Here is a 16,938-nt window from a genome sequence, read left to right as displayed (position 1 = left end):
CGTCAACCTTGGGTCGGATGCTCCGCGTAGTGCTTCTTCACGGCTTCGACGTGGTCGGGCGGCCAGTCCGGCAGGGTGACGCCGTGGGTGGCGGCGAACAGCCGGTCGAGCTGCTCGTGCCGCCGGGCGAGCTGCGCCGGGACGTCGTCGCCCGCCGCTTCGGTGAATTCGACGCGGGTGCCGTCCAGGGGGTCCTGGAGCACGTGCCACCCGGGTTCGTCCGGGAGCAGCGCCCGGACCTCGTCCACGGGCTTCCAGACGAGGTCGCGGCGGAAGCGGATCGTGCCGTCGCCGAGGACTTCGCCGTCGCCGAGGCCGAATTCCTCCACATAGGACGCGATTCGCTCGTGCCACTGCCGCGGCTGGGCGAACGTGCGGTCGCCGAGCCGCGCGTCGAGGGCGTCGAGGCAGACGTCCCAGCCGGCGGCGGTGCGTCCCGCGGCGAGCTTCGCGATCGCCGGCTCGCCGCGGCCGAAGGTGTGGGTGAATTCCAGGAGGCTGCCGTCGCCGTCGGGGGAGATCAGCCAGCGCAGGGTGTCGTCGTTCCAGACGAAGGTGAATTCGCGCGGCGGGTCGGCGGTGACGACCCGGCCGGTCGTCGTGCTGTCCTCACCGGGGAAGGTGAACCGGATGGTGCCGCCGGCCCGCAGCTCGACGGCCACCTTCGCGGGGAACCAGTGCTCGAGCTCCGCCGGGTCGGTGATGGCGTGCCAGACCTTCTCGGGTGCGTGCTTCAGGCGGCGTTCCAGCCGGACCGCCGGACGTTCGCCGACGGTCTGCAGCTTTGCTCGTCCGGTCACGGCGTCCTCCCATGGGTTGCCCGTGCCCGTATATAACCACTGAGGAATATTCGGGTCAAGCGCCGCGGACGGCGGAAACCGCGGCGGCGAGGTCCGGGTCGCTCGCGGCCTTGTCCAGCGCCGTCCGCAGCACCGCGCTGTACGTCGGCTCGGTCTCGGCGTAGCGCTTGCGGCCGGCGTCGGTGATCACCGAGTAGACGCCGCGGCGGTCGTCCTCGCACAGGTCGCGGACGGTCAGGCCGGCGTCTTCGAGGCGCGCGCACATCCGGCTGACCGAGCTCTGGTTGAGGCCGATCGCCTCGGCGAGTTCCTGCATCCGCAAGCCGCCGCGGGGGCCCGCGACCAGCTTGCCGAGCGCGCGGTACTCGGACAGCCCGAGCCCGTGGCGCCGCTGCAGGGCTTTGGCGAGTTCCTGCTCGATGCGGGCGTGCAGCACGAGTACGCGGCCCCACGACTGTTCGTCGACGGTCATCTTCCGGCCTCCTCTTGACGCCAGGATAGTCCAGGTCCAGTATTTATATGTACATGCAAGTAACTGAGGGGATGCTCATGAGCGACCGCAGCTTCCTGTTCCTGTCCGGCGCCGCGCGGGCCGGGGGCAACACCGAGATGCTGGCCCGGCGGGCGGCGAAGGAACTGCCCGGCGACGTCGAGCAGCGGTGGATCCGGCTGCCGGAGGTGCCGCTGCCACCGTTCGAGGACCGCCGCCACGGCGCCGGCGACCACCCGGCGCCGGGCGAGAACGAACAGCTGCTGATGGACGCGACCTTCGCCGCCACTGACATCGTGATCGCGTCACCGGTGTACTGGTACTCGGTCGCGGCGAGCGTGAAGCTCTACCTCGACTACTGGTCGGGCTGGATGCGGCTGCCGGTGGAGTTCAAGCCGCGGATGCGCGGGAAGACGCTGTGGGGCGTGAGCGTGCTCGGCGAGACCGCGCGCGAGGCCCAGCCGCTGATCGGCACGCTGGAACTCTGCGCCGAGTACCTGGGCATGAACTGGGCCGGCGTGCTGCTCGGCAACGGCAGCCGCCCGGGCGACGTCCTCCTGGACACCGACGCGATGACGGCCGCGCGGACGTTCTTCGCCGGCGCGGACCTGGTCACCGCTTAGGCCAGGACGTCCTTCGCGAGCAGGCGCCGGCCGCGGACCGGGCCGGCGCCCGAGGGCCACGCGATCACGCCGAAGCCGGGTGCGGTGGCGCCGGCGTGACGCCGCGGCGCTTCGCGATGCCGGCCATGTTCTCCTCGCCCCAGTCGCCCAGCGGCAGCAACGCCGTGTTCAGCCGCTGCCCCAGCGCGGTCAGCGAGTACTCGACCTTCGGCGGGATCTCGTGGAACACCTCGCGGTGCACGACCTCGTCCGCCTCCAGTTCCCGCAGGGCCTGGATCAGCATCTTCTCGCTGATCCCCGTCATCTTCCGCTTCAGCTCGCCGAACCGCAGCGGCTCGGCGTGCAGCGCCCAGAGGATCAGGGCCTTCCAGCGGCCGCCGATCACGTCGACGGCCGCGTCCAATCCGCAGCGGTACGTTCGAGGCTGCATCCAGGATCCTTACTTTTCGGTGGGTACCTGACTTATTAGTCGGTACTTGTCCAGTGTAAAGCGCGCCCGCAGCATGGAACCCATGGTAGAAAGCAAGAAACACGTGGGCGTGCTCGGCCTGGGGCGAATGGGTGCCGCCCTCGCCGGGGCGCTGCTGGGGGCGGGACACGACGTCTCGGTGTGGAACCGGTCGCCGCTCAAGGCGGGGCCGCTGCTCGATCGGGGCGCCCGGCTCGCGGCGACGCCGTCGGAGGCGGCTTCGGCGGACGTCGTCCTCAGCTGTCTGTCCACATATGACACTCAGCAGCCGCTGCTCGAAGTCGCTTCGCCGAAAGTGCTCGTCAACCTCACGTCCGGGACACCGGAGCAGGCGCGTGGCGTCGCGAAGTGGGCCGCGTCCGAGGGTGTCGGCTACGTGGACGGCGTGATCATGGCCGTGCCGCAGGGCATCGGGACACCGGCGGCGCGGATCCTCTACAGCGGTTCGGAACCGACGTTCACGGCGCAGCGCGACGTGCTGGCGGTGCTGGGGACGCCGGTGTTCCTCGGCGAGGACGCCGGCCTGGCGGCGCTGTACGACCTGGCGCTGCTCGGCATGATGTGGTCGACGATGGCCGGCTACCTGCACGCGCTGGCGCTGGTCGGCACCGAAGGTGTCACGCCGGAGCAGGTCGGGCCGTTGGCGTCGGCGTGGCACGCGGCCGTCGGCGGGTTCCTGCCGGGCATCGGTGCGCAGGTCGCCGCCGGGGACTACACCACCGATGTGTCCAGTTTGGACATCAACGCCGCGGGGCTCGGTCTGCTGGTCGAGACGAGCCGCGCGCAGGGGATCGGCACGGCGGTGCCCGCCGTGCTGCGGGAGCTGTTCGACCGGGCGGTCGCGGCGGGCCACGGCTCGCACGCGATCGCCAGTGTCATCGAGGAGATCCGGTGAAGTACCCGGGAAAGAAGGCCGTCGTCACCGGCGGCACGCACGGCATGGGGCTGGCGGTGGTGCGCGCCCTGCTCGACGGCGGCGCGGAGGTGCTGCTGACCGGCCGGGACGTGTCGCCGTTGCGGGGGACCCTGCCGGGCCAGGCCCACCTGCTGTCGTCGGACGCGGCTCGCCTGGCCGATGTCGAGGAACTGGGTGCGGTGGCCACGGACACGCTCGGCGAGCTGGACCTGGTGTTCGTCAACGTCGGGTTCTCGACGCTGACGCCCTACGAAGACGCGACGCCCGAGCTCTACGACCGGACGTTCGACGTCAACACCAAGGGCGCGTACTTCACGGCGCGGCGGCTCGCGCCGCTGGTGCGGCCCGGTGGCTCGTTCGTCTTCACGACGTCCGTCGCGGCCGAGGCGGGGATCGCCGGGATGGGCCTGTATTCGGCGGCGAAGGCGGCGGTGCGGTCGTTCGCCCGCACGTACGCGGCCGAGCTGGCCCCGCGCGGGATCCGGGTGAACGTGGTCAGCCCCGGTTACACGGACACGCCGACGATGGGCGTCACCGGCGTGCCGGAGCCGGTCCTGGCGAAGTTCAAGGCGATCGGTGACGAGATCACGCCGTTGAAGCGCCACGCCACCGCCGAGGAGGTGGCGGCGGCGGTGCTGTTCCTGGCTTTCGAAGCGACGTTCACCACCGGCGCCGACCTCCCCGTGGACGGCGGTCTCGGCCGGCGCCTCACCCTGCCGGCGTGAGGTGGATGCCCAGGCCGGCGGCGCCGGGCGCGCGGTCCGGGCGGAGGACGAGGTCGTCGTCGTAGTCGCCGCCGTTCTGCGTGCGAAACGGGATGGGCTCGGCGGTTTCGAGCGTTCGCAGGCGTTCGCGCAGCGACTCGCGCGCTTCGGCGAACCGGTCGTCCGGCACGCGGTCGGCGCCGTACACCGCCACGGGCGGCAGCACCGACATCCCGGCGTAGAAGAGCGTTCCGTGGTGCAGCGGGAACAGGACCTCGTCCAGGGACCCGTTCACCCCGCGCGGCCCCATGGCCGGCTCGCGAGCACCCGCGGTGAGCACCACCATCGCGCGCTTGCCCGCGAGCCGGCCTTCGCCGTAGCGCAGGGTCCGGCCGTCCTCGGCACGGACGCCGTAGCCGAAGCCCTTCACGAACACGCGGTCGAACCAGCCCTTGAGGATCGCCGGCTGGCCGTACCACCACAGCGGGAACTGCACGACCACCGCGTCCGCCCACCGCAGTTTGTCCTGCTCGGCGACGACGTCCGGGCTCAGTTCGCCGCGGGTGGGCACCCGCGCCGGCGTTGCCGCGCCGGCCACCGGGTTCCACTTCATCGCGTACAGATCCGACTCCCGCACGTCGTGACCGAGCGCGCGGAGCGTCCGCAGCCCGTCGTCACGGAGGGCGCCGCTCAACGAGCGCGGCTCGGGATGCGCGAAAACCCACAACACGTTCATCCCTCGATGATCATGCGCTCGCGCGGCTCGATCGAGTGGCCCGATGGCCACCTTGTGCAAGAATCGAGCCATGGCCGCATTCGTGCACCCCGCCCGCCACCACGTCGCCGTCCTGGTCCGCCACGGGATGCTGGTGATGGAACTCGGCATCGTCCACCGCCTGTTCGGCCAGGCGCGCTCGGCGGCAGGCGAGCCGCTGTACGAGGTCGTGACCTGCACCCCCGAGCCCGGCCCGGTCCGCACCGACGCCGACGTCACCATCCCGGTCGACCGCGGCCCCGAGGCGCTCGCCGAGGCCGACACGGTGATCATCCCCGCGTCCCTGGCCGAGTACGAGCCGCTGGCACGCGTGCTGACCCCGCCGCTCAAGGCCGCCCTCGAGCGCATCCCGGCGGGCGCCCGCATCGCGTCGATCTGCACCGGCGCGTTCGTGCTCGCCGCGGCCGGGCTGCTCGACGGCCGCCCGGCCACCACCCACTGGCGCTCGGCCGAAGAGCTCCAGGAGCGGTTCCCCGAGGTCGACGTCGACCCGTGCGTGCTCTACACCGACGACGGCGACGTGCTGACGTCGGCGGGCGTCGCCGCCGGGATCGACCTGGTGCTGCACATGATCCGCCGCGACCACGGCGCGGCCGTGGCCAACGAGGTCGCCCGCGGGACGGTCGTGTCCCCGCACCGCGAGGGCGGGCAGGCCCAGTTCGTCCGGCGGCCGGTGCCCGAGCCCCGCACGTCGTCGACCAAGGCGGCGCGCGCGTGGGCGCTGGAGAACCTGCACCGGCCGTTGACACTGCGCGAGCTGGCCGCCCGCGAGGCGATGAGCACGCGCACCTTCACCCGCCGCTTCCGGGAGGAGGTCGGCATCTCGGCCCTGCAATGGCTGACGCAGCAACGGGTCGAGCGCGCCCGCCGGCTGCTCGAGGAGACCGATCTGCCGGTCGACCGCGTCGCCACCGAAGCCGGCTTCGGCACGGCGGCGTCGCTGCGCCAGCACTTCCAGGCGATGCTCGCGGTGTCGCCGAGCGCGTACCGCTCGACGTTCCGCGGGGAGCTGGCCGCCCAGGCCGGCTGAAATCCCGCTGTGCCCCCCGGGGCGCCGCCCTGACCAGGGTCCGCACGCGGACCGGCTCGACACCACCTCGAGCGCGACCCTGCGCGAACTCGGCCCGCGTCGGCTTCGCCAGCTACCCGGCGCCGGTGAGCCGCACGGTCACCCCGCCGGGACGGCTCCCGCTCGAGGCAGTGCTTCGCTGACCTCGGCGGCGGTCCGCAGGAACCGGGCGATCCGCAGGTCCCGCGCCCCGGCCGCCCAGGCCAGCGCCAGCGAGTACGGCGTCGCGTCGGCCACCGGCCGGTAGACGACGTCCTGCCGCGATCGCAGCTCGGCGACCGAGGCCGGCAGCAGCGCGACCGCCTGTCCCTGTGCGACCGTCTCCATGAGCTGGGCGCTGTCGTGGACCACCGGCCCCGGTGTCACCGGCCCGCCGGTCACGTCCTGCCCGGACCAGTACGCCCGGTCCGCGGCCGACGAGAGCGGCCAGCACGGCGTCGGCCGCCCGGCGAAGTCGGCGCAGGTCAGCGCGGACCGGCCGGCGAGCTCGTGATCCGGCGGCAGCGCGGCCACCCGCGGCTCGCTGAAGAGCACCTCGACGTCCAGGCCGTGGTGGGTGCTGCCGTGGCACCCGAGCACCGCCACGTCGGCCCGGCCGTCGCGCAGCATGCCCGCCTGCTCGCCGTACCCGCTGACCCGGATGTCGACGGGATCCGGGTGGGCATCGGCGATCCGCCGCAGCAGGTCGGTCGCGATCCCGCGCTTCGCGGTGACGACGAGGGCCGGCGTCCGCTGCGCTGCCCGCCGGGTGCGCCGGACCGCCGCGGTGACGGCGTCCAAGGCCTTCGCCGACTCCGTGAGCAGGACGGCCCCGGCCGGTGTCAGCGAGACGTGCCGGCTCGTGCGCTCGAAGAGCTGGACGCCGAGCCGCCGCTCCAGCAACCGGATGGCGCGGGACAGCGGTGGCTGCGCCATCCCGAGCCGCTCGGCGGCGCGGGAGAAGTTCAGCTCTTCGGCGACCGCGCGGAAATACCGCAGCTCACGGACCTCGACATCGTCCATACCGGGAGAGTATCGCGGCAGAGTCCGCCGGTCTTTCCCTTTCTGGCTCGCGGATGGTCGACTTGGTGTCGATAACTCCACAAAGGACGGACACGCGTGGCGAGCGGTGACCCGATGGTTCAGGTCGGCCACCCGCCGCCGGATGTCGGCCAGGTGGCAGATCTTCCGGCCGGGCGACCGCGGAAGACTTCTCCTCAGCGAGGCAAACCGCCTCCGACCAGCGAAAGAGGAGTCACCATGGCCGACGTCATCGCCAACATGTCCATGTCCCTCGACGGCTTCGTCGCCGACCCGGAGGACCGCATCGATCACCTCTTCGAGTGGTTCGGCAACGGCGACGTCGAGGTCCCCACCGCGGTCGGCTGGGCCACTTTCAAGACCTCCGAAGCCAGCGCGGAGATGCTGCGCGCGGCGATGAAGAACATCGGGGCCCTGATCACCGGCCGCCGGCTGTTCACCCTCACCCAGGGCTGGGGCGGCGCGCACCCGATGGGCGTGCCGGTCTTCGTCGTCACCCACGAAGAGCCCGCGGACTGGCCGCACCCGGACGCGCCGTTCACCTTCGTCACCGACGGTCTCGAGAGCGCCGTCGAGCAGGCCAAGAAGACCGCCGGCGACAAGAACGTCGCGGTCGCCAGCACGACGATCGCCCAGCAGTGCCTGAACCTCGGCCTGCTCGACGGCGTCCAGGTCGACCTCGTCCCCGTGCTGCTCGGCTCCGGTGTCCGCTTCTTCGACCACCTCGACGCCACCACCAAGCTGACCGGCCCGGAGGTCGTCGAGGGCACCGGCGTGACGCACCTGTCGTACCGGATCAAGCGCTGAGGAGCGTGACGTGCAGCGCGGCGAGGCGGGCGGGATCGGCGATCACCTCGTACGCCGCCACCCGCTCGCCTTCGACCGTCACGGCCAGCGCGAGCACCAGCCGTCCGCGGGGCGCGACGACGAGCCCGACCGCGCCGTCGACCAGAGCCGGTTCGGCGAACCGCGCCCGTTTCCCGAACACCTGCGTCTCCTCGGCCACCGCACGGGCCCCGCGCGTCTCGAGGGCCGCGCCCGCCGGCAGCGCGGCCGCGTCGGCACGGCGGACGACGTCCGGGGCCAGCACGTCGAGCAGCGCGGCCAGGTCACCGCCGCGGGCCGCGGCCAGGAAACTGTCCACCACCCGGCGGTGCCGGGCCAGGTCGGCCGGGGGCAGCGGAGAGGTGCCCCGGACCCGCTGCCGCGCCCGGCTCGCCAGCTTCTTCGCCGCCACCGGCGTGCGGTCCAGCACCGGGCCGATCCGGTCGAACGGCACCTCGAACAGGTCGTGCAGAACGAACGCGATCCGTTCGGCCGGGCCGAGCGCGTCCAGCACGACGAGCAGCGCCCGGCCCACGGAGTCGGCGAGCGCCGCTTCGGCCGCGGGATCGGCGTCGTCCACCGGCTCCGGGAACACGTCGAAGGGCTCTTCGCGACGCGCCTTCCGCGAACGCAGCACGTCGAGGCAGACGCGGGAGACGACCGTCGTCAGCCAGGCCGCCAGGTTGCCGACGGAGTCCACCCGCTGCAGCCGCAGCCAGGCTTCCTGCACGGCGTCGTCCGCTTCGGCCGCCGAGCCGAGCATCCGGTGGGCCAGCCCGCGCAGCCTGCCGCGCTCGGCCTCGAATTCGGCCGCCAGGTCGTCCATCGGTCACCTTTCGCTCGCGCCCACCGTCGCGTTCTCGACGTATCGCCGCGACCGGAGGTGACCGGATGACGCCGGATGGCGCCGGTTACGTCGAGCAAGCGGCCGCGATGGCGGCGCTGTCCCAGGAGAACGGGCGGACTTCGGTGCGCCGGCCGCCGTGCTAGTCCTCCCGGCACCACACCGCCAGTTCGCTCCCGCCGGGCTCGCGGAAGTGGAAGCGCCGCCCGCCGGGGAAGGCGAACGGTTCCTTCGTCACCTCGCCACCGGCCGCTTCCACGGCCTTCCGGGCCGCCGCCAGGTCTTCCGTGCCGATGGTGAGCAGGGGCGCGCGTGGCTGTTCGGCCGGGTCCGACTGGAACCCCAGGGTCAGGCCGGCGGCCCGGACGTCGGCGTAGTCCGGGCCGTACGGCGTCGCCGTCCAGCCGAACGCGCGCTCGAAGAACTGCCCGGACGCCGTGGCCGACGTGGACGGGAACTCGGCGAAGTCGATTTCGTACATGCCACCGGACGCTAGCGGCGACCACCGACAAAACCGCGCGAGCGGGCCATCGACAGCCCGCCGAGGACGAGGGCGACCGCGCCGATCACCAGGTCCACGTAGCCCCCGACGATCCCGTAGCCGGTGCCGGGCCCGCCTTTCGCGGCGGCCACCACCCAGCCGCCGATCACGACGGAAGCCAGGCCGCCGGCCAGGGCCACGACGGCTCCGCGGCCGCGGGCCAGTGCCCGCCCGCCCGCGACGACTCCCGCTACTCCGAGCACGACGGCGATCAAGGACCAGAGCCGTCCCGGGGTGAGGTCGTAGGGACCGGCCGCGGCGAGGACGTTCATGAGGTGCTCCTTCGGTTCGGATCGGACGCCGAAGCATGTCCGCCGGACCCGCCGCCCGTCGTGGTGCGCGAGCAGACACTTCGCGCTACCGCGGACGCCGCAGGAGACGGCCGGCTACCGCAGCTGCGGTAGCCCGGAACTGCTGTTCGTGGCGGACTTCACCGGGCGGTCACCCGGTTAGGGTTCAGGGGTGAGCCGCGCACAGGTCGTCGACGGGGTGATCGCCGCCGGCGTCGCGGTGGCCCTGGTGGTCGCCGGGGTGTCCGGCGCGCACCGGATCCCGGAGCTCGACGTCCTGGGGTACGCGGCGCTCGCCGCCGGCGGGCTGGCACTGGCCGCGCGCCGCCGGGCGCCGATCGCCGTGCTGGCCGCGACCGCGGTCTGCGCGCTCGCGTACCAGCTCGCCGGCTTCGAAGTGCCCGTCGTCGCTTACCTCTTCGCCGTGTACGCCGCCGTCCGGGCGGGACACCGGATCGCCGCAGTGGTGGCTTCGGTGCTCATGCTGGCCGCGATCCCGCTCGCGCTCCTGGCTTCGGGGGTGGCCGGCCCGGGCGCGGCGTTCACGCAGGCGCGGGACATCCTCCAGCTGGCGTGGCTGATCGCCGCCGGGGCGGCGGGGGAGGCGTTGCGCCAGGCCGAGCGCCGCGCCGACGAAGCCGAACGCACCCGCGAGGAAACCGCGCGGCGGCGCGCGGACGAGGAACGGCTGCACATCGCGCGGGAGCTGCACGATTCGCTCACCCACCAGATCTCGGTCATCAAGGTGCAGGCCGAAGTCGCCGTCCACCTGGCCCGCAAGCGCGGCGAAGACGTGCCCGACGCGCTGCTGGCGATCCGCGACGCCGGCCGCGAGGCGGCGCGGGAACTGCGGGCGACCCTGGAGGCGTTGCGCGACGACGACAAGGATCCGCCGCGCGGGCTCGACGACGTCCCCGACCTCGTGCGCCGCGCCCGGACCACCGGTCTCGACGCGCGGCTGACGGTCGAGGGCCGGTCCGACGCCGTGCCGGCCGCGGTCGGGCGGACCGCCTACCGGATCGTCCAGGAGTCGCTGACCAACGTCGCCCGGCACGCCGCCGCGGCCACCGCGTCGGTCCGGATCGACCACCGGCCCGGCACGCTGCTCATCCGCGTGGACGACGACGGTCAGGCCACCGTGGACTGTGCGCCGGGCGTCGGCCTGACCGGGATGCGCGAGCGCGTCACGGCGCTGGGTGGCCGGCTCCAGGCCGGGCCTCGCGGCGAAGGCGGCTTCAGCGTCCAGGCCGAACTGCCGGTGGACCCCGGGTGATCCGCGTCCTGCTGGCCGACGACCAGCCGCTCATCCGCAGCGGGTTCCGCGCGCTCCTCGACGTCGAGGACGACATCGAGGTGGTGGCCGAAGCCGGCGACGGCGGCGAGGCGGTGTGGCTGGCGCTGGAGCACCGGCCGGACATCGCGCTCGTCGACATCCAGATGCCCGGCGTCGACGGCATCGAGGCGACCCGGCGCATCGCCGCGGACCCGGCGCTGGCCGCGGTGCACGTCGTCATCCTGACCAACTACGGCGTGGACGAATACGTCTTCGAAGCACTGCGCGCGGGCGCGGCCGGGTTCCTCGTCAAGGACATCCAGCCGGAGGACTTCCTGCACGCGGTGCGCGTCGCCGCCCGGGGCGACGCGCTGCTGGCGCCGTCGATCACCCGGAAGCTGATCGACCGGTACGTCACGCAGCCACCCGTCCCCGGCGCGCGGCTGGCGGAACTGACCAACCGGGAACGCGAAGCGGTCACACTCGTCGCGCGGGGTCTGTCCAACGACGAAGTCGCCGCGCGGATGGTGATCAGCCCCCTCACCGCGAAGACGCACGTCAACCGGGCCATGATGAAGCTGCACGCGCGCGACCGCGCGCAGCTGGTGGTGTTCGCCTACGAATCGGGACTGGTGCCGCGGTGACGGAGACGACGGTGGCCGGGGTGCTGGCCGAGCTGGCGGCGCTCGAAGAGCCCGGCGTCCGCGCGGTGAACGAGAACCACGGCGACGACCACGGGGTGAACCTCGGCAAGCTGCGCGCGCTCGCGAAGCGGCTGAAGACGCAGCACGAGCTCGCCCGCGGTTTGTGGGCGTCGGGCGACTCCGCCGCGCGGCTGCTGGCGATCCTGCTCTGCCGGCCGAAGGCGTTCGAGCGCGCCGAGCTGGACGCCATGGTGCGCGAGGCGCGCACGCCGAAGGTGCTCGACTGGCTCGTGAACTACGTGGTGAAGAAGAGCCCGCACGCCGAGCAGCTGCGCGTGGCCTGGTCCGCCGACCCGGACCCGGTGGTCGCGAGCGCCGGCTGGGCGCTGACCACCGAACGCGTGGTCAAGCGGCCAGAGGGGCTCGACCTCCCCGGCCTGCTCGACGTCATCGAAGCCGACCTGAAAGCCGCGCCCGGCCGCCTGCAGTGGGCGATGAACAGCTGCCTGGCGCAGATCGGGATCGAGCACGCCGGGCTCCGTGCCCGCGCCGTCGCCATCGGGGAACGCCTGCGGGTGCTCGAGGACTACCCGACGCCGCCGGGCTGCACGTCGCCGTTCGCACCCCTCTGGATCGCCGAGGTGGTGCGCCGTCAGGCCGGGCGGCCCGCGCCCGCGTAGTCGTCGCCCTTCGAGTGGTACGTGTGGATCTGGATCGCCTGGCCCTCGGTCGGCGCGTTGATCATCAGACCGTTGCCGAGGTACAGCCCGACGTGGTGGATGCGCGTCGCCGGGCTGCCGTAGAACACCAGGTCGCCCAGGCGCGGCTCCTGCGTGGGCGGGACCGGCGGGAGCGCGCGGAATTGGCTGTCCGCCGTCCGCGGGAGGGCGACGCCCGCGCTGTCGTACGACGCCTTCGTCAGGCCGGAGCAGTCGAAGCCCGCCGCGCCCGCGTCCGGGCCGTTGCCGCCCCAGACGTACGGGAGGCCGAGCTGGCCGAGCGCGAACCGGGTCGCCCGGACGTGGGCCGAACCGGCCGACGCCGGGTCGAGCGACAGCGTCGCGTACAGCTGCGCCATGCCGAGCACCCGCTGGCGGAAGAGCTCGGTGTCGCTGCCCGGGTGGTACGCCGCGATCGCCTTCCACCAGCCGGGCCCGGCGCCGAGGTCGGTACCGCCCGCGCAGAGGGCGCGCCCGGCCGCGATCGGCGCGTCGGTGCCGTGCTTCTTGGCCTGCGCCGCCGGCAGCCCCAGGAGGTTCCCGCCGTCGCGGCCGTGGTTCGACGCCGCCGCGCCGACCCCGGCGAGGGTGACCCACGAGAGGTGGCAGGACGGGTCTTCGCCGCGCAGCGCCAGTTCGCCGTTCGCGTAGCCCACCAGCGCGCCCGCCGGGATGTCGAGGGGCCCGGACAGCTGCTCGGCCCACTGCTGCAGCGGGCTCTTGCCGCCCTGGCCGGACGCGCCCTGACCCGGCTCCTGGGCCTTCACCGGTGCGCTGACTTCGAGGACCGACGGGCCCGACGCCGCGTCGCGCACGACCGGCGGGGGAACCGGGGCGGCCGCGGGTTCCGGCGACCGGTCGGCCAGCAGCCAGCCCGCCGTGACCAGGCCCGCGACGAGCGGCAGCGCGACCAGGCCGCGCAGCGCGGCGCCGCGGGCCCAGGAAGTCTGCTTGGTCGTCACAGGTTCCAACTTAGAAGAGCGCACCCCTTGGTGAACGAGCGAGTAGCTTGCACGTTAGGGGGACTCCCATATTGTGGGCACATGCCCGAGATCGACGTTGCCCGGCTCACCGCGGCGCTGCAGGATCGGTACGCGCGGATCGACGTCGTCGAGCGCACCGGCTCCACCAATGCCGACCTGCGGAAAGCCCTCGAAAACGGCACCGCCGACCGGACCGTTCTGCTCGCCGAAGAGCAGACCGCGGGGGTCGGCAGGAGGGCTCGTTCGTGGAGCTCGCCGAAGGGCGCCGGACTGTACCTGAGCGTCGCGCTCCGGCCGGGCGTGCCCTTCGCGGTGCTGGGCTCACTGTCCGTCGTCGCCGGGCTCGCCGTTCGCGCGGCCGCCGCGTCCGTGGGGGTGGACGCCGTGCTCAAGTGGCCCAACGACGTCCTCGTCGACGGCGCCAAGTGCGCCGGCATCCTCGCCGAGGCCGTCGCCGGGGAGAACCCGTCGATCGTGCTCGGCATCGGCCTCAACGTCCTGCCGCTCGGTGACGTCCAGCCGGGCCCGGGCGGGCTGCCCGCGACGTCGCTGGCCGAGCGGGGCGCCACGAACACCGACCGCACCGACGTCGCCGTCGCGCTGCTCACCGGGTTCGACGACCTGGAGCGGCGCTGGCGCCTCGCCGGCGGCGACCTCACCGAAGCCGGGCTGCTCGGCGACTACCGCGCCCACTGCGCGACCCTCGGCCAGGACGTCGAGGTCCAGCTGCCGGACGGCACCAAGCTGACCGGCCGCGCGGCCGACATCGACGCCGCCGGGCAGCTGCAGGTCGACGTGGCGGGCGGCCAGCGGCACACCGTCTTCGCGGGTGACGTGGTCCACGTCCGTCCGGCCTGATTGTTCGGGTGTTGTGCCCACCGCTCCTCGCCTCGCCGGTACGGTGAGGCGACACCGCCGCACCGACCTTGGGAGCGTCCGCCGTGGCTTATCCGGACGAGTTGCTCAGCGAGCAAGAGCACGTCGTGGTGCACAGTCACCCGCACTTCAAGATGCTGATCTTCCCGACGCTCGCGCTGCTGGTCACCGTGGGTGCGGGCACCTGGCTCGCGATCCTGGCGAAGGACGCCGGGTCGCCGTGGAACACGGTCGGGCTGATCGCCATCGGCGTGGTGGCCCTGGTGCTGGTGGTGTGGCTGTTCCTGGTCCCGCTCGTGCGCTGGCGCACCACCCACTTCATCGTGACCACCGACCGGCTGATCGCCCGCGAGGGTGTGCTCAAGCGCACCGGCATCGACATCCCGATGGGCCGGATCAACAGCGTCCAGTTCGAGCACGGCCTGCTGGACCGCGTCTTCGGCTGCGGCACGCTGATCATCGAGTCGGCCTCCGACGAGCCGCTGCGCTTCGAGGACATCCCGCACGTCGAGAAGGTGCACACGGTCATCTACCGCGAAGTCAACGACAACCCGTACGACGACTACCGCACGGGCGCCCCGCAGCCGCCCCAGCGGACCGAGCCGCTGCCGCCCCAGCGCGGTGGGCACCCGCCGCGCGGCGAACGACGCCGCTGATGGGCACGCGCGAACTGGGCCTGCCCGAACGGGTCCCCTCGGCGGGTGAACTGCCGGAACGGGTGACGATCTGGGAGGTCGGCCCGCGGGACGGGCTGCAGAACGAGAAGGCGATCGTCGAAGTCGAGGTCAAGCTGGAGTTCCTCGACCGGCTCGCGGGAGCCGGCCTCACGACGCTGGAGGCGACCAGCTTCGTCCACCCGAAGTGGGTGCCGCAGCTGGCCGACGCCGAGCAGCTGCTGGCCCGGGTCGACCGCCGCGAAGGCGTCCGGTACCCGGTGCTGGTGCCGAACGAGAAGGGCCTGGACCGGGCCCTCGAAGCGGGGGTCGAGCACATCGCGATCTTCGCCAGCGCGACCGAGACGTTCGCGCGCAAGAACCTCAACTCGTCGCTGGACGAGCAGTTCGCGATGTTCGAGCCGGTGGTCACCCGGGCACGGGAAGCCGGCCTCGACGTGCGCGGCTACCTCTCGATGTGCTTCGGCGACCCGTGGGAGGGTGCCGTGCCCGCCAAGCAGGTCGCCGCCGCGGGCCGCCGCCTGCTGGACATGGGGTGCTCGCAGCTTTCGCTGGGCGACACCATCGGCGTCGCGACGGCCGGGCAGGTCGAAACGCTCGTCGGGCTGTTCGGCGATGTCGGTACTTTGGCCGTGCACTTCCACGACACCTACGGTCAGGCTCTCGCCAACACCCTGGCGGCGCTCCGATGTGGAGTGTCGACAGTGGACTCTTCGGCGGGCGGGCTCGGCGGCTGCCCGTACGCCGAATCGGCCACGGGCAACCTGGCGACCGAAGACCTGGTGTGGATGCTCGACGGGCTCGGCGTCGCTCACGGCGTCGACCTGGACGCGCTGGTGGCGGCCAGCGCGTGGATGGCGGGACAGCTCGGCCGCCCGAGCGCGTCCCGCGTGGTGGCCGCGCTGTGTCGCCCCGGGCCGGGGGCTCCGCCACCCGGAGCCCCCGAAAAGAAGCAGTGAGCTGACCTCGCTGCGCCGCCGCGGGGGGCGTGCGGTATCAAGGGGGACCGGCAGCGCCGCGGCCGCGTCGAACAGTGTGCCCCCGGGCACCGACCGAGCCGGAGGATGGGTGTGACCGAGCCTTCCGAGGCGGGCTCCGAACCGGTCGAGGCCGACCTCGACACCGGGCCGGTGCAGCTGCCCGGGTACGGCCTGACGGATTCGGGCGCCTTCGAAGAGGCGCCGACCCCGCCCTCGGGCCATCCCGAGGCGTGGCCGCACGCGGTGTCGCCGCTGCTCCCGCCGTTCGCGCTGCCTCCGCCCCCGCCCCCGCCACCGACGCCGGCCCCGTTGCCGCCGCCAGTGGCCGGCCCGCCGCCGCCGGTCGCCGGTCCGCCGCCGAACCCGGGTTCGCCCACCCCGCTGCCGCCGCTCGGCTCGCCGCGCAAGGAACGGGAAAGCGTCGTCGCGCTGTTCCTGGTGCACATGTTCCCGATCGGGCACCTGCCGATCGCGATGGACAAGCCGGCGCGGCAGCTGCCGCTGCCCGACGACCCGGACGGCTTCGGCCCGAACGACCACCCGGACGCCCGGCTGGTCTTCGACGACCAGGCCCTGACCAACGTCACCGCGGGCTTCCGCCGCTCGCCGACCGCGCCGTCACGGCCGGTGCCGCGGCACCTCACCGACGGGTACGTGCCGTACGCGCGCGCTACCCAGGCGGTCTGGATCCGCCGGTTCGTCGTCGGGCACAGCGACCTCGGCCCCGAGTACGCGTGGCCACCGGGCGAGCAGTTCCCCGAGAGCAGCGTGGACTGGCCCGAGCCGGTGATGGTCCCGGCAGACACGGTCCTCGACCGCTTCGGCCCGGCGTACGGGCGGGTGCTCTTCGCCGACGGCACGCCGTTCGCGGAACGCTCGCTGCCACCCGCGTTCCTGGACGCCGAATACCGCCGGTACGTCGTGGTGCGCAAGGTGCCGATGTGGCGCTCGGAGACCGCGAACTGGTTCGGGCAGGTCGGCGGCGGCACGCGGTACCGTGCGCTGCTGGCGGCCGACGAACTGGTGACCCTCGGCTACCTCGCCGAGGCCAAGGGGGATGAGGACTGATGAACACCCAGTCGATCCAGCGATGGCTCGGCGTGCTGGGCGTACCGCCGGAGGTCGTCTCGCTCGGCGCCGAGGTCGACAACGCTTGGTGCCTGATGCAGGGCGAGGACGAGGCCTGGGAGGTGTTCTGGCGCGAGCAGGGCAACCGCTACGACTGGGCGCGGTTCACCAGCGAGCAGGTGGCGTGCCACTACCTCTTCGGCCGGCTGGCCTGGGCCCAGGTCGCCCGCGGCGCCGTCGGCCTGCTGCCCGGCTCCTGACGGCAAAAGCGGCACTTTCACGTGAAAGTGCCGCCCGCAGGTGGTCACTTTCACGTGAAAGTGCCGGTCGTCAGCTCACCGCGAAGGTGAAGATG

22 protein-coding genes are annotated in these 16,938 nt (G+C 72.9%); 13 read left to right on the top strand and 9 right to left on the bottom strand.

Annotation, left to right across the window (positions count from 1 at the left end; translation table 11 throughout):
* Positions 1–2: 2 nt before the first annotated feature.
* Together AB0F15_RS31005 and AB0F15_RS31000 are read right to left on the bottom strand one after the other, a co-directional pair.
* Entirely contained in the window at positions 3–800 is a 798-nt protein-coding gene (locus AB0F15_RS31005; protein ID WP_360277944.1) for an SRPBCC family protein, read from the bottom strand.
* Positions 801–855: 55 nt separating this feature from the next.
* Positions 856–1,272 carry a MarR family transcriptional regulator gene (locus AB0F15_RS31000; protein WP_360277941.1) on the bottom strand — a complete coding sequence of 139 codons (417 nt, stop codon included), beginning with the start codon at positions 1,270–1,272 and terminating at the stop codon, positions 856–858.
* Positions 1,273–1,349: 77 nt separating this feature from the next.
* Between AB0F15_RS31000 and AB0F15_RS30995 the strand changes: the two genes are divergently transcribed.
* A complete protein-coding gene (locus AB0F15_RS30995) occupies positions 1,350–1,913 on the top strand; it encodes an NAD(P)H-dependent oxidoreductase (protein ID WP_360277938.1) in 564 nt (187 codons plus the stop codon).
* A 64-nt stretch (positions 1,914–1,977) separates the two neighbouring features.
* Here the strand turns inward: AB0F15_RS30995 and AB0F15_RS30990 are convergent, their stop codons facing one another.
* Positions 1,978–2,343 carry a helix-turn-helix domain-containing protein gene (locus AB0F15_RS30990; RefSeq protein ID WP_360277936.1) on the bottom strand — a complete coding sequence of 122 codons (366 nt, stop codon included), beginning with the start codon at positions 2,341–2,343 and terminating at the stop codon, positions 1,978–1,980.
* Between the two features lie 82 nt (positions 2,344–2,425).
* On the opposite strand from AB0F15_RS30990, the gene AB0F15_RS30985 reads away from it, so the two are divergent.
* Complete coding sequence (locus AB0F15_RS30985; protein ID WP_360277933.1) at positions 2,426–3,277, top strand: NAD(P)-binding domain-containing protein; 852 nt, start codon at positions 2,426–2,428, stop codon at positions 3,275–3,277.
* Positions 3,274–4,023 (top strand): SDR family oxidoreductase, encoded by a 750-nt coding sequence (locus tag AB0F15_RS30980; RefSeq protein ID WP_360277930.1) that lies wholly within the window; start codon positions 3,274–3,276, stop codon positions 4,021–4,023. Before AB0F15_RS30985 ends, AB0F15_RS30980 begins: the two co-directional genes overlap by 4 nt.
* Here AB0F15_RS30980 and AB0F15_RS30975 read toward each other — a convergent pair.
* Positions 4,007–4,738: an NAD(P)H-dependent oxidoreductase gene (locus AB0F15_RS30975; protein ID WP_360277927.1), complete on the bottom strand. Its 732-nt coding sequence runs from the start codon at positions 4,736–4,738 to the stop codon at positions 4,007–4,009. The two genes, AB0F15_RS30980 and AB0F15_RS30975, sit on opposite strands and share 17 nt — an antisense overlap.
* Before the next feature lie 70 nt (positions 4,739–4,808).
* Here AB0F15_RS30975 and AB0F15_RS30970 point away from each other — a divergent pair, with 70 nt between their 5' ends.
* Positions 4,809–5,807 (top strand): helix-turn-helix domain-containing protein, encoded by a 999-nt coding sequence (locus tag AB0F15_RS30970; protein WP_360277924.1) that lies wholly within the window; start codon positions 4,809–4,811, stop codon positions 5,805–5,807.
* A 138-nt stretch (positions 5,808–5,945) separates the two neighbouring features.
* On the opposite strand, the gene AB0F15_RS30965 is transcribed toward AB0F15_RS30970, so the two are convergent.
* Positions 5,946–6,848, bottom strand: coding sequence for a LysR family transcriptional regulator (locus AB0F15_RS30965; protein ID WP_360277922.1), 903 nt, complete (start codon positions 6,846–6,848; stop codon positions 5,946–5,948).
* Positions 6,849–7,085: 237 nt separating this feature from the next.
* Here AB0F15_RS30965 and AB0F15_RS30960 point away from each other — a divergent pair, with 237 nt between their 5' ends.
* Positions 7,086–7,673 carry a dihydrofolate reductase family protein gene (locus AB0F15_RS30960; protein WP_360277919.1) on the top strand — a complete coding sequence of 196 codons (588 nt, stop codon included), beginning with the start codon at positions 7,086–7,088 and terminating at the stop codon, positions 7,671–7,673.
* Here the strand turns inward: AB0F15_RS30960 and AB0F15_RS30955 are convergent.
* The 3 genes from AB0F15_RS30955 to AB0F15_RS30945 all read right to left on the bottom strand — a co-directional run bounded on the left by AB0F15_RS30955 (position 7,663) and on the right by AB0F15_RS30945 (position 9,348).
* Entirely contained in the window at positions 7,663–8,517 is an 855-nt protein-coding gene (locus tag AB0F15_RS30955; RefSeq protein ID WP_360277916.1) for a sigma-70 family RNA polymerase sigma factor, read from the bottom strand. The two genes, AB0F15_RS30960 and AB0F15_RS30955, sit on opposite strands and share 11 nt — an antisense overlap.
* A 160-nt stretch (positions 8,518–8,677) precedes the next feature.
* Positions 8,678–9,016 carry a VOC family protein gene (locus AB0F15_RS30950; RefSeq protein ID WP_360277913.1) on the bottom strand — a complete coding sequence of 113 codons (339 nt, stop codon included), beginning with the start codon at positions 9,014–9,016 and terminating at the stop codon, positions 8,678–8,680.
* An 11-nt stretch (positions 9,017–9,027) separates the two neighbouring features.
* Positions 9,028–9,348: a DUF6223 family protein gene (locus AB0F15_RS30945; protein ID WP_360277910.1), complete on the bottom strand. Its 321-nt coding sequence runs from the start codon at positions 9,346–9,348 to the stop codon at positions 9,028–9,030.
* Between the two features lie 190 nt (positions 9,349–9,538).
* Here AB0F15_RS30945 and AB0F15_RS30940 point away from each other — a divergent pair, with 190 nt between their 5' ends.
* From AB0F15_RS30940 to AB0F15_RS30930, 3 genes are read left to right on the top strand one after another with little or no spacing between them, the layout of a single operon-like run.
* The gene (locus AB0F15_RS30940; RefSeq protein WP_360277908.1) at positions 9,539–10,639 is read left to right on the top strand and encodes a histidine kinase; all 1,101 of its coding nucleotides are present in this window, start codon (positions 9,539–9,541) and stop codon (positions 10,637–10,639) included.
* Positions 10,636–11,283: a response regulator transcription factor gene (locus AB0F15_RS30935; RefSeq protein WP_360277905.1), complete on the top strand. Its 648-nt coding sequence runs from the start codon at positions 10,636–10,638 to the stop codon at positions 11,281–11,283. The genes AB0F15_RS30940 and AB0F15_RS30935 overlap by 4 nt, the downstream gene beginning before the upstream one ends.
* Complete coding sequence (locus AB0F15_RS30930) at positions 11,280–11,963, top strand: DNA alkylation repair protein (protein WP_360277902.1); 684 nt, start codon at positions 11,280–11,282, stop codon at positions 11,961–11,963. Before AB0F15_RS30935 ends, AB0F15_RS30930 begins: the two co-directional genes overlap by 4 nt.
* Here the strand turns inward: AB0F15_RS30930 and AB0F15_RS30925 are convergent.
* Positions 11,936–12,964 (bottom strand): C40 family peptidase, encoded by a 1,029-nt coding sequence (locus AB0F15_RS30925; RefSeq protein WP_360277899.1) that lies wholly within the window; start codon positions 12,962–12,964, stop codon positions 11,936–11,938. The two genes, AB0F15_RS30930 and AB0F15_RS30925, sit on opposite strands and share 28 nt — an antisense overlap.
* Positions 12,965–13,045: 81 nt before the next feature.
* Here AB0F15_RS30925 and AB0F15_RS30920 point away from each other — a divergent pair, with 81 nt between their 5' ends.
* The 5 genes from AB0F15_RS30920 (at position 13,046) to AB0F15_RS30900 (ending at position 16,843) form a co-directional block, all read left to right on the top strand.
* Positions 13,046–13,843: a biotin--[acetyl-CoA-carboxylase] ligase gene (locus tag AB0F15_RS30920; protein WP_360277896.1), complete on the top strand. Its 798-nt coding sequence runs from the start codon at positions 13,046–13,048 to the stop codon at positions 13,841–13,843.
* A gap of 83 nt (positions 13,844–13,926) precedes the next feature.
* Positions 13,927–14,517, top strand: coding sequence for a PH domain-containing protein (locus AB0F15_RS30915; protein ID WP_360277893.1), 591 nt, complete (start codon positions 13,927–13,929; stop codon positions 14,515–14,517).
* The gene (locus AB0F15_RS30910) at positions 14,517–15,494 is read left to right on the top strand and encodes a hydroxymethylglutaryl-CoA lyase (protein ID WP_360277890.1); all 978 of its coding nucleotides are present in this window, start codon (positions 14,517–14,519) and stop codon (positions 15,492–15,494) included. Before AB0F15_RS30915 ends, AB0F15_RS30910 begins: the two co-directional genes overlap by 1 nt.
* A gap of 111 nt (positions 15,495–15,605) precedes the next feature.
* Entirely contained in the window at positions 15,606–16,583 is a 978-nt protein-coding gene (locus AB0F15_RS30905) for a TNT domain-containing protein (RefSeq protein ID WP_360277887.1), read from the top strand.
* Positions 16,583–16,843: a hypothetical protein gene (locus AB0F15_RS30900; RefSeq protein ID WP_003105220.1), complete on the top strand. Its 261-nt coding sequence runs from the start codon at positions 16,583–16,585 to the stop codon at positions 16,841–16,843. The genes AB0F15_RS30905 and AB0F15_RS30900 overlap by 1 nt, the downstream gene beginning before the upstream one ends.
* Positions 16,844–16,938: the final 95 nt, after the last annotated feature.

Source organism: Amycolatopsis sp. NPDC026612 (assembly GCF_040638285.1).
GTDB lineage: Bacteria > Actinomycetota > Actinomycetes > Mycobacteriales > Pseudonocardiaceae > Amycolatopsis.
This window is presented reverse-complemented; position numbering and strand designations above follow the sequence as displayed.

What these genes read in the sequence shown, in the direction of transcription:
- AB0F15_RS31000 (WP_360277941.1), bottom strand. Translation starts at nt 1,272, where the DNA reads ATGACCGTCGACGAACAGTCGTGGGGCCGCGTACTCGTGCTGCACGCC.
- AB0F15_RS30995 (WP_360277938.1), top strand. Translation starts at nt 1,350, where the DNA reads ATGAGCGACCGCAGCTTCCTGTTCCTGTCCGGCGCCGCGCGGGCCGGG.
- AB0F15_RS30990 (WP_360277936.1), bottom strand. Translation starts at nt 2,343, where the DNA reads ATGCAGCCTCGAACGTACCGCTGCGGATTGGACGCGGCCGTCGACGTG.
- AB0F15_RS30985 (WP_360277933.1), top strand. Translation starts at nt 2,426, where the DNA reads ATGGTAGAAAGCAAGAAACACGTGGGCGTGCTCGGCCTGGGGCGAATG.
- AB0F15_RS30975 (WP_360277927.1), bottom strand. Translation starts at nt 4,738, where the DNA reads ATGAACGTGTTGTGGGTTTTCGCGCATCCCGAGCCGCGCTCGTTGAGC.
- AB0F15_RS30970 (WP_360277924.1), top strand. Translation starts at nt 4,809, where the DNA reads ATGGCCGCATTCGTGCACCCCGCCCGCCACCACGTCGCCGTCCTGGTC.
- AB0F15_RS30965 (WP_360277922.1), bottom strand. Translation starts at nt 6,848, where the DNA reads ATGGACGATGTCGAGGTCCGTGAGCTGCGGTATTTCCGCGCGGTCGCC.
- AB0F15_RS30960 (WP_360277919.1), top strand. Translation starts at nt 7,086, where the DNA reads ATGGCCGACGTCATCGCCAACATGTCCATGTCCCTCGACGGCTTCGTC.
- AB0F15_RS30955 (WP_360277916.1), bottom strand. Translation starts at nt 8,517, where the DNA reads ATGGACGACCTGGCGGCCGAATTCGAGGCCGAGCGCGGCAGGCTGCGC.
- AB0F15_RS30950 (WP_360277913.1), bottom strand. Translation starts at nt 9,016, where the DNA reads ATGTACGAAATCGACTTCGCCGAGTTCCCGTCCACGTCGGCCACGGCG.
- AB0F15_RS30945 (WP_360277910.1), bottom strand. Translation starts at nt 9,348, where the DNA reads ATGAACGTCCTCGCCGCGGCCGGTCCCTACGACCTCACCCCGGGACGG.
- AB0F15_RS30920 (WP_360277896.1), top strand. Translation starts at nt 13,046, where the DNA reads ATGCCCGAGATCGACGTTGCCCGGCTCACCGCGGCGCTGCAGGATCGG.
- AB0F15_RS30910 (WP_360277890.1), top strand. Translation starts at nt 14,517, where the DNA reads ATGGGCACGCGCGAACTGGGCCTGCCCGAACGGGTCCCCTCGGCGGGT.
- AB0F15_RS30900 (WP_003105220.1), top strand. Translation starts at nt 16,583, where the DNA reads ATGAACACCCAGTCGATCCAGCGATGGCTCGGCGTGCTGGGCGTACCG.